General features: G+C 30.8%; 16 protein-coding genes. 10 read left to right on the forward strand and 6 right to left on the reverse strand.

Going from position 1 to position 14,596, the window contains the following annotated elements; genetic code table 11:
• Positions 1 to 123: 123 nt before the first annotated feature.
• Genes NR218_RS05960 through NR218_RS05975 form a run of 4 tightly spaced genes read left to right on the forward strand, consistent with a single transcriptional unit; the run spans position 124 to position 3,428 of the window.
• Positions 124 to 990 (forward strand): ABC transporter ATP-binding protein, encoded by an 867-nt coding sequence (locus tag NR218_RS05960; protein ID WP_011275879.1) that lies wholly within the window; start codon positions 124 to 126, stop codon positions 988 to 990.
• A 3-nt stretch (positions 991 to 993) separates the two neighbouring features.
• Entirely contained in the window at positions 994 to 1,731 is a 738-nt protein-coding gene (locus NR218_RS05965) for an ABC transporter permease (protein WP_011275878.1), read from the forward strand.
• Positions 1,732 to 2,829, forward strand: a complete 1,098-nt coding sequence (locus NR218_RS05970; RefSeq protein ID WP_011275877.1) for a sensor histidine kinase — start codon at positions 1,732 to 1,734, stop codon at positions 2,827 to 2,829.
• Positions 2,826 to 3,428 (forward strand): response regulator transcription factor, encoded by a 603-nt coding sequence (locus NR218_RS05975; protein WP_011275876.1) that lies wholly within the window; start codon positions 2,826 to 2,828, stop codon positions 3,426 to 3,428. Before NR218_RS05970 ends, NR218_RS05975 begins: the two co-directional genes overlap by 4 nt.
• Positions 3,429 to 3,581: 153 nt before the next feature.
• Here the strand turns inward: NR218_RS05975 and NR218_RS05980 are convergent, their stop codons facing one another.
• Both NR218_RS05980 and NR218_RS05985 read right to left on the reverse strand, forming a co-directional pair.
• The gene (locus NR218_RS05980) at positions 3,582 to 3,761 is read right to left on the reverse strand and encodes a hypothetical protein (RefSeq protein ID WP_011275875.1); all 180 of its coding nucleotides are present in this window, start codon (positions 3,759 to 3,761) and stop codon (positions 3,582 to 3,584) included.
• A gap of 239 nt (positions 3,762 to 4,000) precedes the next feature.
• Positions 4,001 to 4,192 carry a hypothetical protein gene (locus NR218_RS05985; protein ID WP_011275874.1) on the reverse strand — a complete coding sequence of 64 codons (192 nt, stop codon included), beginning with the start codon at positions 4,190 to 4,192 and terminating at the stop codon, positions 4,001 to 4,003.
• Between the two features lie 167 nt (positions 4,193 to 4,359).
• Here NR218_RS05985 and nucI point away from each other — a divergent pair, with 167 nt between their 5' ends.
• On the forward strand, positions 4,360 to 4,896 hold the full coding sequence (gene nucI, locus NR218_RS05990; protein WP_011275873.1) for a thermonuclease NucI: 537 nt from the start codon (positions 4,360 to 4,362) through the stop codon (positions 4,894 to 4,896).
• 61 nt (positions 4,897 to 4,957) lie between these two features.
• Here nucI and NR218_RS05995 read toward each other — a convergent pair whose 3' ends face one another.
• Positions 4,958 to 5,815, reverse strand: coding sequence for a hypothetical protein (locus NR218_RS05995; RefSeq protein ID WP_011275872.1), 858 nt, complete (start codon positions 5,813 to 5,815; stop codon positions 4,958 to 4,960).
• Between the two features lie 285 nt (positions 5,816 to 6,100).
• Here NR218_RS05995 and NR218_RS06000 point away from each other — a divergent pair, with 285 nt between their 5' ends.
• Positions 6,101 to 6,682: a hypothetical protein gene (locus NR218_RS06000; RefSeq protein ID WP_011275871.1), complete on the forward strand. Its 582-nt coding sequence runs from the start codon at positions 6,101 to 6,103 to the stop codon at positions 6,680 to 6,682.
• A 65-nt stretch (positions 6,683 to 6,747) separates the two neighbouring features.
• Here NR218_RS06000 and NR218_RS06005 read toward each other — a convergent pair whose 3' ends face one another.
• Positions 6,748 to 8,130 (reverse strand): aspartate kinase, encoded by a 1,383-nt coding sequence (locus NR218_RS06005; RefSeq protein ID WP_011275870.1) that lies wholly within the window; start codon positions 8,128 to 8,130, stop codon positions 6,748 to 6,750.
• A gap of 198 nt (positions 8,131 to 8,328) precedes the next feature.
• Between NR218_RS06005 and NR218_RS06010 the strand changes: the two genes are divergently transcribed.
• From NR218_RS06010 to NR218_RS06025, 4 genes are read left to right on the forward strand one after another with little or no spacing between them, the layout of a single operon-like run.
• Positions 8,329 to 9,606 (forward strand): homoserine dehydrogenase, encoded by a 1,278-nt coding sequence (locus NR218_RS06010; protein ID WP_011275869.1) that lies wholly within the window; start codon positions 8,329 to 8,331, stop codon positions 9,604 to 9,606.
• 5 nt (positions 9,607 to 9,611) lie between these two features.
• Positions 9,612 to 10,673: a threonine synthase gene (gene thrC / locus NR218_RS06015; RefSeq protein ID WP_265848434.1), complete on the forward strand. Its 1,062-nt coding sequence runs from the start codon at positions 9,612 to 9,614 to the stop codon at positions 10,671 to 10,673.
• Between the two features lie 2 nt (positions 10,674 to 10,675).
• Positions 10,676 to 11,593 (forward strand): homoserine kinase, encoded by a 918-nt coding sequence (thrB, locus tag NR218_RS06020; RefSeq protein WP_011275867.1) that lies wholly within the window; start codon positions 10,676 to 10,678, stop codon positions 11,591 to 11,593.
• A gap of 52 nt (positions 11,594 to 11,645) precedes the next feature.
• Entirely contained in the window at positions 11,646 to 12,449 is an 804-nt protein-coding gene (locus NR218_RS06025) for a Cof-type HAD-IIB family hydrolase (protein ID WP_011275866.1), read from the forward strand.
• An 87-nt stretch (positions 12,450 to 12,536) separates the two neighbouring features.
• Here NR218_RS06025 and NR218_RS06030 read toward each other — a convergent pair whose 3' ends face one another.
• Positions 12,537 to 12,851 carry a hypothetical protein gene (locus NR218_RS06030; RefSeq protein WP_011275865.1) on the reverse strand — a complete coding sequence of 105 codons (315 nt, stop codon included), beginning with the start codon at positions 12,849 to 12,851 and terminating at the stop codon, positions 12,537 to 12,539.
• Positions 12,852 to 12,991: 140 nt separating this feature from the next.
• The gene (locus NR218_RS06035) at positions 12,992 to 14,446 is read right to left on the reverse strand and encodes an amino acid permease (protein WP_033080038.1); all 1,455 of its coding nucleotides are present in this window, start codon (positions 14,444 to 14,446) and stop codon (positions 12,992 to 12,994) included.
• Positions 14,447 to 14,596 lie beyond the last annotated feature (150 nt).

The following is a 14,596-nucleotide window of genomic DNA, read 5'->3' on the forward strand; positions in this document are numbered from 1 at the left end:
TTTTTGCTACCTCGTCGTAGTTAATATGACAAATGTCATATTAAAATCGTGACAATTTGAACTAATTTTAAATTCGATTAAAAGATAAAGTAGATATATAAATTAAAAGGATGTGAGGTCGTTATGATATATATTAATCAATTAAAGAAATCGTTTGGTAAAAAGACAGTTTTGAATAATATCTCATTAGATATCGAGGAAGGAAAGTGTACTGCATTAATCGGAAAAAATGGTGCAGGAAAGTCCACTTTAATAGATATACTTATTGGTCATAAGCATGCGAATAGTGGAACAGTCGAAGATAAACTTAATTTAATATCCTCACATAATATGGGCATATTATTTCAAACTACGAATTTACCTAAGCTCATTAAAGTAAAAGAACTATATCATTTATATCAACAATTATATACCAATCCTATGACATTTAATGAGTTTCAAAAATTAACTCAATTTTCTAATCTTCAATTGGAACAATATGCTAATAAATTATCAGGAGGTCAAAAGAGATTACTAGACTTTGTTCTAACTTTAATAGGCAAACCTCAATTTTTAATATTAGATGAACCAACAACATCAATGGATATTGAAACAAGAGAACACTTTTGGAATCTAATTGAACAACTTAAAGAAGATGGTATAACTATACTTTACACCTCTCATTATATTGAAGAAGTCGAAAGAATGGCTGATAAAGTTGTCTATTTAGAACAAGGAAGTATCAAAATTAATGATACACCACATAATATCTTATTTAGTCAAAATAATTCAATTATTGAAATAATGACCTTTACGGAAGAACAATATCAAATACTTTCAGAAACATATGATATAGAAATTACGAATGGTAACTTAAAAATTCAAACAGAAAATGTTGAAGCAGTTATTACAAATCTAATTAAAATAAATGTAGATTTAAATCAAATCACAATTTATAAAAAATCTTTATTGGAACTCATGTTTTCAAAAGAAGAAAGAGTGGTGCAATAGACTATGACGAACATTATAACGTTACTTGATATTGAATATAAATTATTATTTCGACGCAAATTATCATCATTTATGGCTTTCATCTTCCCTTTGGCATTCTATTTATTGTTTACATCATTAATTGATATGCCAGCAGATGCGAAAAAAGTATTTTACAAAGAGTATATGTATAGTATGACGGTATTCAGTTTAATGGGATTTTGCCTGATGCAATTTCCATTAGAAATAATCGAGGAAAGAAACAGTGGTTGGTATAAAAGATTAATTTCTACACCGATCACAGTGTTAAATTATTATTTAGCTAAGATTATTAAAACTATGACTTTATTTTTAGCTTCAATATTGCTTTTATTCTGCGTAGCACACTTCTATAAAGGGGTAGATCTAAGTGTAAGTGAATGGATTTTATCTGGTGTCTCTTTATGGTTAGGTGCTAGCATGTTTTTGACATTAGGTTTAATCATTACGCAATTTACTGAAACACAGAAAGCAAGCAGCGTAGCTAATCTATGTAATATTGTATTAGCCATTATTGGTGGATTGTGGTTCCCTGTTAGTACATTTCCTGATTGGATGCAAACAATTGCTAAACTAACACCAACGTATCATTTACGTCATTTGGCACTTGAATTTGGTAAAGGTAATGGCTTTAATGTACAATCATTCATAATTTTAGGTATTTATAGCATTATTTTCTTAATTATTGCATTATTAATTAATAAGAGCAAAGAGGTGGAATAAATGAAGCGTAGTTTAGGAGCTAAAATGGGAGAGATTTCATCTTTAATTTACTTAATATTTCCATATTATGGTTTGTATTTAACATGGCAAGATGATAGCTTTTTATTAAATTTATTTATTGTAATCATTTTTACATTTGCATATGCTAGTTTAATTCTTTTTCATGAAGCATTAAGCCATCGTATCAATTTAATGTTATTTTTTATTCATTTTCTAGCGATTATTTACTTTGTATATGCATACAATCCAACATTGAGTTTATTTTTCTTCTTTAGTGCATTTGCTATACCATTTTTATTTAAAAGGGGAGTAAAATCAATAGAGTTTATGTTATTAATAAGCTCAATGATTACATGTATCATCATAACGATTATACAAACGAATCACTTTTATGTCGTGAGTATTATTATTTATTATATTGTTATTTTAGCAATATTATTTGGTAATTTTAAAATAATGAAAGAGAGACAATATCGTCAACAAATTGAAGAAAAAAATAAATATATTAATATTTTGATTGCGGAACAAGAACGTAATCGAATAGGTCAAGACTTACATGACACGTTAGGACATGTATTTGCAAGTTTGAGTGTTAAATCAGAATTAGCTGCAAAACTAATCGATAAAGATCCGATAGCAGCTAAGAAAGAAATACTAAATATAAACGAAATTTCGAAAGATACATTAGAGAAAGTAAGACATATTATTGAAAATTTAAAAGTTCAAACTTTTGAAGAAGAAATTCAATCTATAGAACAATTCTTAAAGGATGCAAATATTCACTTTAACTTTGAAAATATAAGAGGTGCGAGTTCCCTCAACCCAACTAAACAGACGATATTATCAATGATACTTAGAGAAGCGGTTAACAATGTAATTAAGCACGCGGAAGCCTCTGAAATTAATGGGAAAATAGAAAGTTACGACAATGGTATTAAATTAATCATTAGTGACAACGGTATAGGTCTGAAACAACCTAGCGAAGTAAAATTAAAGAGTATTAACGATAGGGTAGCGTTATTGAGCGGGACAGTTAATATCACTTCTAAACAGGGTACGACTATCGATATTATGATTCCGAGAGAAGGTGTAAAATGATTTCAATCGTAATTGCAGAAGATCAAAATATGTTGCGTAAAGCAATGATACAATTAATTGAATTTCACGACGATTTAAAAGTGATAGATGATTTTGATAATGGTATTGACGCATTACAATCTATTAATAGTCAACAGCCTGACATTGCTATTTTAGATATTGAGATACCAGGAATGACGGGTTTAGAAGTATTATCGCAATTAAGAGAAAATAAAATTAATACAAAAGTGATTATTGTCACGACTTTTAAAAGGCCTGGTTATTTTGAAAGAGCTGTTGCAAACGATGTTGATGCCTATGTGTTAAAAGAACGATCGGTAGATGATTTAGTTGCAACCATTCATAAAGTTTTAAATGGCGAAAAAGAATATAGTACGTCTTTAATGACATCTTTGTTTAAAGAGGCTAATCCATTAACGCATAAAGAACAAGTCGTGTTACGTGAAATAGGAGAAGGATTAAGTAATAAAGAAGTCGCTGATAAACTCTATCTTTCAAACGGTACTGTAAGAAATTACACTTCTAATATAATTGATAAACTTGAAGCGGAGAATCGTTTTGATGCATGGAAAAAAGCAAATGAAAAAGGTTGGATATAAAATTTAATGGTTGTAGTTAAATATGAAGAAAAGAGTCAGTACATAAGTTTGCTCTTAAGAGAATGGTTTCCAAGAACCAAAACACTTTATGTCCTGACTTTTGTGAAATATAATACTATAATTTAAAATTTGAGATTTGGCTTGGTAAATTCATTAATTATCTCTTTTTTGAGTTTCTAGATTGTCAACATGAGTGGCTAATAACCTTAACACTTGAGCAACCTTATCTGGAGGTGTATCTTTCGCCAAAGTATGTTCGAATACATGGCCATTTTGTGTTTGTACTTTATAAATTAGACCGTGATTATCTATAATTACGTCTAGAATTTCCATAATAACACCTCGCTAATTGTTTAATGATGAGGCTTTTTGATAGTTAAAATTGTGATAAATTAATCATTTTTTAAAATTAATTTTATACATTTAAGGTGTTTCTTATAAATACCACAATATTAAGAAGTTAACCTTAAATATAAAAAAAGTTGGGAGTAAGATAAAAAATTCAGTTTGAATTCTTTGTCTTACTCCCATTATTTTTGCAAGTAAAATTTCATTTAATGTTTTATATCAAGCTACTTGTTCTTTCTTTTGCGTATTATAGATTGAATGATATAAGCAATAAATCCTACTAAGACGCCTAATAATACAGCTACTACGACAGAAACAATAATAGGTAACTTATAGACAATTTGAAGTATTACACCGACGATTATGGCTATAATTACGGCTATAACTGTCACTAAATTTTCATTTTTCTCAGACATTGATGTCACTCCTAACGCATTTATTATAGCATGATAGCTCTAATTTTTTCACTTTTTGCGATAAAAGTAGATACTATCATCGTCTAACTAAAATAAGAAGTCATTGACGACTAATTTTAATTTATATATTATATTTATTATTGAAATTAAAAGCGTAGGTGACATCTTTGAATTCGAAAAAATCATTAAGTATCATAGTTTTAGCTGTTTTAGTGGTAGGCGTATTAGCCTTTCAATTTATTAATCACACTGGGCCTTTTAAAAATAATGGTTCACAGTCATCAAACAGTACTAACATTAAAGACAAAGAAAAAGTACATGTAGATCGAGTCGTAGATGGTGATACATTTGTTGCAACAAATAGCGAAGGGAAAGAAATTAAAGTTAGACTTATAGGTATAGATACTCCAGAAACAGTCAAACCTAACACACCAGTTCAACCATATGGTAAAGAAGCATCTAATTATAGTAAACAACACTTAAATGGGAAAGATGTATATTTAGAATATGACAAAGAAAAAGAAGATAGATATGGTCGGACACTTGCTTATGTGTGGTTAGATGAGAACATTATGTACAACGAAGAATTAGTTAAAAATGGATTAGCACGTGAAAAGTACTTCTCACCGAATGGCAAATATCGTTCTCTCTTTGAAAAAGATGAGCAACAAGCTAAAAAAGATAAAGTGAATTTATGGAGTTAAAAATAAGCGATTGACACGTGTATCAGTATGTAGATTCACTGTCAATCGCTTACTTAATGAATTAATTATTAAAGCTATTTACGATTTTGTTAACTTGGTCTTCAGAAAGTGGGTGTTTAGATAAATCAATTGCATTTTTGATTACCGCTTCAAGTGATGATTTAGTTGAAACGGTGTCTACATATTGAGCTCTTTCCTCAGATCCCTCAATGATATTTACGCTACCATCGCTAAAGTAAACGACACCGATGCTTTGTACTTTATGATTGAAATGATTTTCAATACCATCTTTTAAAACTTTAGAATTAATCGCCGCTTGTTCATACGGATCATGATCATAAAATTCATAAATTACGCGATTGTTTTGGATTTTTTCAACGAAAGTATAAATTTCACTACGTGGTGAATCAAACTGACTGTGATATTGTTTGCTTACATAATGACCGACAATCTGATTAACATCACTTGTATCAATCTGCATATCGTCATCTACCGGTGCATCAAAATGGTAGAACGTTTTTTGTTTCCAGTTTTTGACGTCAATATTGATTAAGCCAACATCTGAAACGACAATATAATCAAATGTTCTAGCGTACTCAAAGAAAGGGTGTTTCGTAGCTAAATTACTTGTCGTTATAATATCGTAATACTTTAACTTGCCTTCGTCTTTATACTTATCAAGAATGCTAGTTAAAACGTGTTTTGCGTTGCGCTTTGCATGTGAACTAACATCATTATTAGAACTAAGCATTTGATTTTTAAGTTCTAAATTTTCATTGCTAAGCGTCGCATTCTTAGTTACCATCTGATTTCTTGCGTACACTTCTGTATCAACTCTATCTTGCATGTAACGTTGATTTAAGATGAACGCCAAAATAAGTATAACGATGATAACAATTAAGATAATTGTTAATGTCATAATTCATCACCTATGTTCGAATTTTAATTTTATATCACTCTTTTATATAAATAGTAATAATGTGAGCGATATGAAATAACATATAAATTATATCTATTATAATTGCGTAGTTCAACAAAATGTAAATTAAGTTAAATTATTAAAATAATAAATATTACCTAATTTTAGCAATATTATTATTTTGTTTATTATCAAATTTACAATCCTTCACAATTCGTAAATTGAAATCAGAAATAAGGATATGTATAATTAATGTATGAAAGCGTTTCCTTTGGAGGTAGTAATATGGAACATCAACAACATGTAGAAGAGCTAGTTAAAATATTAAAAAATGAATGTCGTACTTCATTCAAATTTCATGGGGAAGTCGCAATGCAGCTATTTTTAAGTGATAATTTTATTCTACCTTCTAGAGTCGACATATGCGTAGAGCGTAAACAACTAGTTGAAGTATTAAAAGTAATTTCGTCCACGTATCATTTAAATTATTATGATAAAAATAATAATTTAATGAATCGAGACCAATTAAGTGTACCCGAAATTGCACACATAGATATTACTTTTAACGGAGAATTATTAATGAATATCTTTATTTATGATGTCGTAAATGAAGAGTGGATATTTAGATTAGATAGTAATATTAGAATTCCTAAGAATAGTATTTATTTTCATTCGCTGACATGGGGAGTAGATTATATTAAACCAGAAATCGTGCTAATGTACGACTTATTGGATAATCAAAATTACCATCAATTACCTAATTATAAAATGGTGTTAGACTCATTAAGTTATTATCAATTTGTTATATTAAAAGTTGTCGTAGGGGAGCAACGTATCAATGAGGCATTAGCTCATAACAAATTATAAAGAAGCATCTAATATTTAAGTGGAATGTACAAAACATGACTACTTAAATACTAGATGCTTTTTAACTATGCTTGCTTATTTAGATTTTTCAAACAAATGCCATGATAACAATATTCATATGTAGATAAAACAGCCTTATCTGCATCTTCAATTGAAATACCGAACATCATTGATATTTCAGACGAGCCTTGGTTGATCATTTTCAAATTGATATTAGACTCTGCTAACGCATGGGTAATAGTGTTAGCAGTACCGATTGCTTTATTCATTCCTTCACCAACAATCATTAAAATCGCTAAGTCGTGTTCAATACTTAATTCATCAACATCGCAACGTTTACGTATAGCGTTAAGTACATCTTTTTCTTTACCTTTTAATTGATATGTTCGAAGGATGATACTAATACTATCAATACCTGAAGGCATATGGTCGAAAGAAATATTGTAATCTTCTAATATTTCAAGAATTTTACGTGTGAAGCCGACCTGTCTATTCATTAGATATTTTTTAATATTAATAACACTAAATCCTTTATCACAACTTATACCTATAATGACATTTTTATCACTTACATCTCTATCATGGCGTATAAATGTACCTTTATCTTGAGGGCGATTAGTATTTTTAATAACCACTGGAATTCTGTGTTTATAGAGTGGCTGCAATGCTTCATCATGGAAGACGCTAAACCCAGCATATGAAAGTTCTCGCATTTCACGATACGTAATTTCTTCAATAAGATCCGGATTGTTAATTATATTAGGGTTTGCCTTATAAATACCTGATACATCAGTGAAGTTTTCATATAAAGATGCTCTAATTCCTCTAGCAATGATTGCACCTGTAATGTCAGAACCACCTCTTGGGAACGTAACGACATAATCATTTTTAGAAACACCAAAGAATCCTGGGATAATAATTTTACCTTCAATATCTTTTAATTTACTAATCTTCTCATAAGCTTCTTCCAAGATTTGAGCTTGTTGCGGTAAATCTGTAACTAGAATACCTGCATCTTTTGGAGAAAGGTATGTCGTTTTAAAACCTTGCGAATCATTATAAGATGCAATTAATTGCGCATTAAAATTTTCACCACAAGAAAGAATTGCATCGTATAATCTTAAAGGCTTATCTTTTAAAGTTGAAATAATCTCTTCTAATGTGTCATCAATTACTTTTAATAATGAATCATCCATATCAAGATCATGTAAAATATCTGCATAACGTTGAATAATTTCTTTCTTTTTATCTTGATAATTAAGATTATTCATTACTTTTTCATATAATCGAACTAGAAGATCGGTCGTTTTAACATCATCTTTGTGTCTTTTGCCTGGTGCAGAAACAATAATAATTTTACGATCTGAATCGCTATTAACGATATCTAGGACTTTTTTGATTTGTGTTGCATTTGAAACTGAACTACCGCCGAATTTTGCCACTTTCATATACCTAATCAACCTTTCTAAAAAATCAGAAAATTCTATTTAATTTTCTGATACCACATGATAATATAAAGCTAAGTATTTACATTTTATGCTAAAAAGTCCTATTAATTTAATATGGTTTAATAGTATACTAAAATAAAGTATATTTCAATAAAACAATTGTATTTCTCAGTTATACAAATGGGGGAAGATAAAAATATGAAAGAATTAAATATTGCTTTGCTTGGTCTAGGAACAGTGGGATCGGGTGTAGTTAAAATAATTGAAGAGAATCGACAACAAATTATAGATACGTTAAACAAAGATATTGTTATAAAGCATATTTTAGTGCGTGATAAATCTAAGAAAAGACCTATAAATATTAGTCGATATCATTTAACTGAAGATGTTAATGAAATTTTAAATGATGATTCTATCGATATCGTCATTGAAGTAATGGGGGGCATTGAACCTACTGTTGATTGGTTAAGAGATGCTTTGAAAAGCGGTAAACATGTAATTACTGCAAACAAAGATTTATTAGCCGTACATTTGAAGCTACTAGAAGATTTAGCTGAGGAAAAGGGACTTGCGTTGAAATTCGAAGCGAGTGTTGCTGGTGGTATCCCTATAGTAAATGCTATTAATAATGGATTGAATGCTAATAACATTTCTAAATTTATGGGAATACTAAATGGTACATCTAACTTCATCTTATCTAAAATGACACGTGAACAAACAACGTTTGAAGATGCTCTTGATGAAGCGCAAAGGCTAGGTTTTGCTGAGGCAGATCCGACTGATGACGTAGAAGGTATTGATGCAGCACGTAAAGTTGTTATCACTTCTTATTTATCATTTAACCAAGTCATTAAACTAAATGATGTTAAAGTTCGTGGTATAAGTCAGACAACTTTATCTGATATCAATGTCGCGGACAAATTAGGTTATAAAATTAAATTGATTGGTAAGGGAACTTATCAAAATAGTAAAGTAAACGCATCAGTTGAACCAACATTAATACATAAATCCCATCAACTAGCTACAGTTGAAGATGAATATAATGCAATCTATGTCGTAGGCGATGCAGTGGGCGATACAATGTTCTATGGGAAAGGTGCAGGTAGCTTAGCTACTGGAAGTGCTGTTGTAAGTGATTTACTAAATGTGGCATTATTCTTTGAATCAAATACGCATACATTACCACCTCATTTTGAATTGAAAACCGATGCAACTCGCGAAATTATGGATACGGAAGATGTCGTAGCTATTCAAGAGAAGTTAAACTATTATATTGTTCTTAATAGTGACTTATCAAAAGAAAAATTTAAATCATTATTGAAAGAAACGTTACCTTTCCATAAATCACTACAAGTTGAACAACGTGATGAACAAACGTATGGTGTAGTTATTATAGGTTTAGATCAGTCACCAGAGGACGTTTTAAGTAAAGCTGATTTTAATATCGAGAAAATTTATCCAGTTGAAGGGGTTTAATGTTTATGAAAAGATGGCAAGGTTTAGTTGAAGAGTTTAAAGAATATTTACCAGTTAACAGCGACACACCTAAGTTAACATTAAATGAAGGACATACTCCATTAATTCATTGTGAGAACTTGTCTAAGATGTTGGATATTGATTTATATGTAAAATATGAAGGTGCAAATCCTACAGGTTCTTTTAAAGATAGAGGTATGGTCATGGCAGTTACTAAAGCAAAAGAACAAGGGAAAAAAGTTGTTATCTGTGCATCTACTGGTAATACATCAGCTTCAGCAGCTGCATATGCTGCACGAGCTGGATTAAAAGCAATTGTAGTTATTCCAGAGGGTAAGATTGCACTCGGTAAATTATCGCAAGCTGTTATGTATGGTGCTGAAATTGTTTCTATTGAAGGAAACTTTGATGAGGCTTTAGAAATTGTTAAGGAAATTGCTGAAAATGATGAAGAAATTGAGTTAGTTAATTCAGTGAATCCGTATCGTATTGAAGGACAAAAAACGGGTGCATTTGAAATTGTTGAACAATTGGAACAAGCTCCAGACGTACTCGCAATTCCAGTTGGAAACGCAGGCAATATTACTGCTTATTGGAAAGGTTTTAAAGAATACCATGAGAAAAAAGGTAGTCAATTACCTCGATTATTTGGCTTCCAAGCAGAAGGTGCGTCACCAATTGTTCAAAATAAAGTGATTAAAAACCCTGAAACAATTGCTACAGCTATTCGAATTGGTAATCCAGCTAGTTGGACAAAAGCTACGAATGCGTTAGACGAATCTAATGGATTGATTGATAGCGTTACTGATGAAGAAATTTTAGAAGCTTATCAATTAATGACTTCTAAAGAAGGTGTATTTAGCGAACCAGCTAGTAACGCCTCAATTGCAGGTCTGATTAAATTACATCGAGCAGGACAATTACCTAAAGGCAAAAAAATAGTAGCTATTTTAACTGGTAATGGATTAAAAGATCCTGATACTGCTATTTCAATATTAGATAACCCTATTCAACCGCTTCCTAACGATAGATCAAGTATTATTGATTACATTAAAGGAGCTTTGTAAAAATGACTGAACAGTTGCACTTAAAGATACCAGCGTCTACTGCTAATTTAGGCGTTGGTTTCGATTCGATAGGTATGGCTATAGATAAATATTTACATCTTTATGTGAAACGAATTGAAGAGGAAGAATGGGAATTTACATATTTAAATTCTGAATTAGATTCACTTCCTAAGAACAAAGACAATTATGTTTTTAAAGTGGCTCAGCAAGTCGCATCTAAATATAATGTAAAATTACCTAGTTTAAGTGTTGAAATGCGAAGTGATATACCATTAGCTAGAGGTTTAGGTTCATCGGCGTCTGCATTGGTAGGCGCTTTATACATTGCAAATTATTTTGGCAATATTCAGCTTTCTAAATATGAATTACTTCAATTAGCTACAGAAATAGAAGGTCATCCAGATAATGTTGCACCTACAATTTATGGTGGCTTATTAGCAGGCTTTTATAATCCAGATACAAAAGAAACGAATGTAGCACATATTGATGTGCCAGATGTTGATATAATTCTAACTATACCTCCATATGAATTAAAGACTGAAGATTCTCGTAATGTTTTACCTGATCAATTTTCTCATAAGCGCGCGGTTCAAAGTAGTGCAATAAGTAATACGATGCTGTGTGCATTAATTCAACATAATTATGGACTTGCTGGGAAAATGATGTCACAGGATGGCTTCCATGAGCCATATCGCCAACATTTAATATCTGAATTTAAAGAGGTTAAAGCTATAGCTCAACAATATGATGCATATGCGACAGTTATTAGTGGTGCAGGACCTACCATATTAACAATGAGTCCTAAGGAGAAGAGTGGTCAATTAGTTAGAGCGTTAAGAAAAGCCGTTACAACATGTCATTCAGAATTAGCAACAATCAATGAAATTGGCGTTGTTGAAGAAATTGTGTATCCTTCATAAAATTTATTGTAAAATATAAACGAGTAAATTTCGAAAGGAGTACACTTCAGATATGAGTAATTATAAAATGATCGTTATGGACATGGACGATACTTTAATTAATAGTGAGAATAAAGTAAGTAAAGAAACTAAAAATTACTTGATAGATATTCAAAACCAAGGCTATAAAGTAGTGTTAGCTTCAGGAAGACCAACTGAAGGTATGCTACCAATTGCAAAAGAATTACAATTAGATGTTCATGATAGTTATATCATCAGTTACAACGGCGGTAAAACAATCAAAGTAGCAACAGAAGAAGTAGAAGTGAGTCAAAGTGTATCTAAGAAGAATTTTGACCTTATTGTGGATTTTTGTCGTGAACATAACTTTTTAATCCTGACATATCAAGATGGTCATATTATCCATGATGGTGATCATGAATATCGAGATATTGAATCAGAACTTACCGGGCTACCTATGAAACGTGTAAATGATATTAAAGCTTATATTAACGATAGCGTTCCAAAAGCGATGGGCGTTGATTACGCAACAAATATTGCTAAAGTACGTGATGATATGCATGGAAGTTTTAATTCAGAAATTGATGTAACAACAAGTAAACCATTCTTTTTAGAATTTATGGCAAAGGATGTTTCAAAAGGTAATGCGATTAAAGCATTATGTGAAAAATTAAATGTATCGTTATCTGAAGTAATTTGTTTTGGTGATAGTTTAAATGATCAATCAATGTTTGAAGTAGTGGGTTGTGCTATCGCGATGGGAAATGCAAATGAGGAACTGAAGGCTATTGCAGACAAAATAACTTTAGATAACGATTCTAATGGTATTCCCGCAGCTTTAAAAACACTTTTGTAATACAAAATAAGGCATGAGTATACGAATGTAGTTTATTTCATCATAATTACCATGATGAATGATCCATTCGATCTCATGCCTTTTTTATTATTTAGCAGTATGTGTCCATTCGTGCTTCCCTTTTGATCGCTTTACATAAGCGTAAACTTGATCAGCAGCATAATCTAAATTTGTATACACTGTAATTGTAAATGCAGACTGGTTTTCACTGAAAGGTTCCGTACTAAATACATCTTTTAAATGTGTAAATAAATTTTCCATTTGGTCATGTTCAAGACTAGGGTACTCTCTTAATGTACGTTTTAGTAATTGACCATTTTTTTCTTCTAGAGATTGTACTACTATAACGAAACGTTCTTCACTCTTAATGACATCATCAAATAAGTTTGTTTGACCAACCATCTTGCTTTCACCTCTAAGTCATTATCTTTACTACTATTATACTAGATAACTGTTTTTTCGAAAATATCAATATGTTGAAACAAAAAAATGCGAGTCACTAAAAAGGATTTACTATACTTTTAGTGCTCGCATTTTATTATTTAATTTTCTTTATGATAATGATGTGGTGTGATATCCATATCATTTAATTTAACGAACTTCGTTTTTCTTATTAATTTATGAGCTAAGAAAATGAGTCCTAAAATAATAATAGGTAAGATGTTAACGAAAAATTTACCTATATTACCATCGAATAAATCTCCAATTGAATTACCAAAGTATAAGAAAATTAAAGTTGCAAATACTAAAATTGGTCCAAGAGGGTACAATGGTGATTTATAAGGTAAAAGTTGATTGATATCTTGTCCTTGACGTTTAATAGCTTTACGCAATCTCACTTGTGCCCATGAACTAGCTGCCCAAACAATGATTACCAATGAACCTATAATGTTTAATAAACTAAATACAGCATTTGAATAAAAATTAGCAATAATGATAATTGCAACGATTAGAATATATGTTGTAACTAATGCTCTTAAAGGTAATTTGGATTTTTCATTAAGCTTACTTAAGAACTTTGGTGCTTGTTTTTCATCACTTAAAGAGAATAACATTCTACTAGTGGTGTAAACACCTGAATTTGTCGCAGATAATAATGATGTCAATATAACAGCGTTAATAACTGAAGCGGCAAAAGCAACACCAATTCTGTCAAATACAATTGTGAAAGGGCTTTGTGTTACTGATTCATTTTCATTTAATAATAATGGATCTGTATAAGGAATGATAGCTGCAATAACACCAATTGATAATACATAGAATAATAAAATTCTCCAAAAAACTTGTTTAACAGCTTTAGGCATTGTTTTTTCTGGATTATCAGATTCGCCAGCAGTTACTGCTACAACTTCAGTACCACCAACTGAGAATCCGGCTACTAGTAAAACGCCTAAGAAACCAGATAAACCACCTACGAATGGTGCCTCGCCTTTAGTATAGTTTTCAAAACCGTAAGTATGGCTACCTAATATACCGAAGATCATCAAGAAACCAACAATAATAAATATAATAATAGTTACTACTTTAACTAAAGATAACCAAAATTCAGTTTCCCCAAAAGCTTTTACCGTGAAGATGTTTAATAAAAATACAATTGTGATAAAGATTAAACTCCAAGTAAGTGGACTAAAGAATTTAAATATATCCCAATAATATAAAACGTTTGAAGCTACCATAACATCTACACTGGATACTAATGCCCACATGATGTAGTATAACCATCCCATAGTAAAACCTAGAGAAGGGTCTACGAATCGCGTTGCGTATGAACTGAACGATCCTGAAACAGGATAAAATGTTGCCAATTCACCAATTGACGACATTAAAAAGTAAAGCATTATGCCAATTAATAAATAAGCTAATATAGCGCCACCAGGACCGGCTTGAGCAACAACACTACCTGTTGCTACAAAGAGCCCCGTACCAATTGCGCCACCTATAGCAATCATAGATATGTGTCTTGAGTTAAGACCTCTTTTCATATTGTTATCTTCCATATGATGTCTCCTAATTCTAAATTTAAAATATACAAACCATTTTAATCCTTTTAAGGACAGTATTCAATAACTTTTCAACAAATCAGCTTAAAAATTTTAAATTTTCTGAAATTTTATAGGTTATTAAAAATGTTTTAATTATAGGGGTTA

This window comes from Staphylococcus sp. SUC_1.2, assembly GCF_026222585.1.

What these genes read in the sequence shown, in the direction of transcription:
- NR218_RS06005 (WP_011275870.1), bottom strand. Translation starts at nt 8,130, where the DNA reads ATGAAAGTGGCAAAATTCGGCGGTAGTTCAGTTTCAAATGCAACACAA.
- NR218_RS05970 (WP_011275877.1), top strand. Translation starts at nt 1,732, where the DNA reads ATGAAGCGTAGTTTAGGAGCTAAAATGGGAGAGATTTCATCTTTAATT.
- NR218_RS05995 (WP_011275872.1), bottom strand. Translation starts at nt 5,815, where the DNA reads ATGACATTAACAATTATCTTAATTGTTATCATCGTTATACTTATTTTG.
- NR218_RS05965 (WP_011275878.1), top strand. Translation starts at nt 994, where the DNA reads ATGACGAACATTATAACGTTACTTGATATTGAATATAAATTATTATTT.
- NR218_RS05980 (WP_011275875.1), bottom strand. Translation starts at nt 3,761, where the DNA reads ATGGAAATTCTAGACGTAATTATAGATAATCACGGTCTAATTTATAAA.
- NR218_RS06010 (WP_011275869.1), top strand. Translation starts at nt 8,329, where the DNA reads ATGAAAGAATTAAATATTGCTTTGCTTGGTCTAGGAACAGTGGGATCG.
- NR218_RS05960 (WP_011275879.1), top strand. Translation starts at nt 124, where the DNA reads ATGATATATATTAATCAATTAAAGAAATCGTTTGGTAAAAAGACAGTT.
- thrB (WP_011275867.1), top strand. Translation starts at nt 10,676, where the DNA reads ATGACTGAACAGTTGCACTTAAAGATACCAGCGTCTACTGCTAATTTA.
- thrC (WP_265848434.1), top strand. Translation starts at nt 9,612, where the DNA reads ATGAAAAGATGGCAAGGTTTAGTTGAAGAGTTTAAAGAATATTTACCA.
- NR218_RS05975 (WP_011275876.1), top strand. Translation starts at nt 2,826, where the DNA reads ATGATTTCAATCGTAATTGCAGAAGATCAAAATATGTTGCGTAAAGCA.
- NR218_RS05985 (WP_011275874.1), bottom strand. Translation starts at nt 4,192, where the DNA reads ATGTCTGAGAAAAATGAAAATTTAGTGACAGTTATAGCCGTAATTATA.
- NR218_RS06030 (WP_011275865.1), bottom strand. Translation starts at nt 12,851, where the DNA reads ATGGTTGGTCAAACAAACTTATTTGATGATGTCATTAAGAGTGAAGAA.
- NR218_RS06035 (WP_033080038.1), bottom strand. Translation starts at nt 14,446, where the DNA reads ATGGAAGATAACAATATGAAAAGAGGTCTTAACTCAAGACACATATCT.
- NR218_RS06025 (WP_011275866.1), top strand. Translation starts at nt 11,646, where the DNA reads ATGAGTAATTATAAAATGATCGTTATGGACATGGACGATACTTTAATT.
- NR218_RS06000 (WP_011275871.1), top strand. Translation starts at nt 6,101, where the DNA reads ATGGAACATCAACAACATGTAGAAGAGCTAGTTAAAATATTAAAAAAT.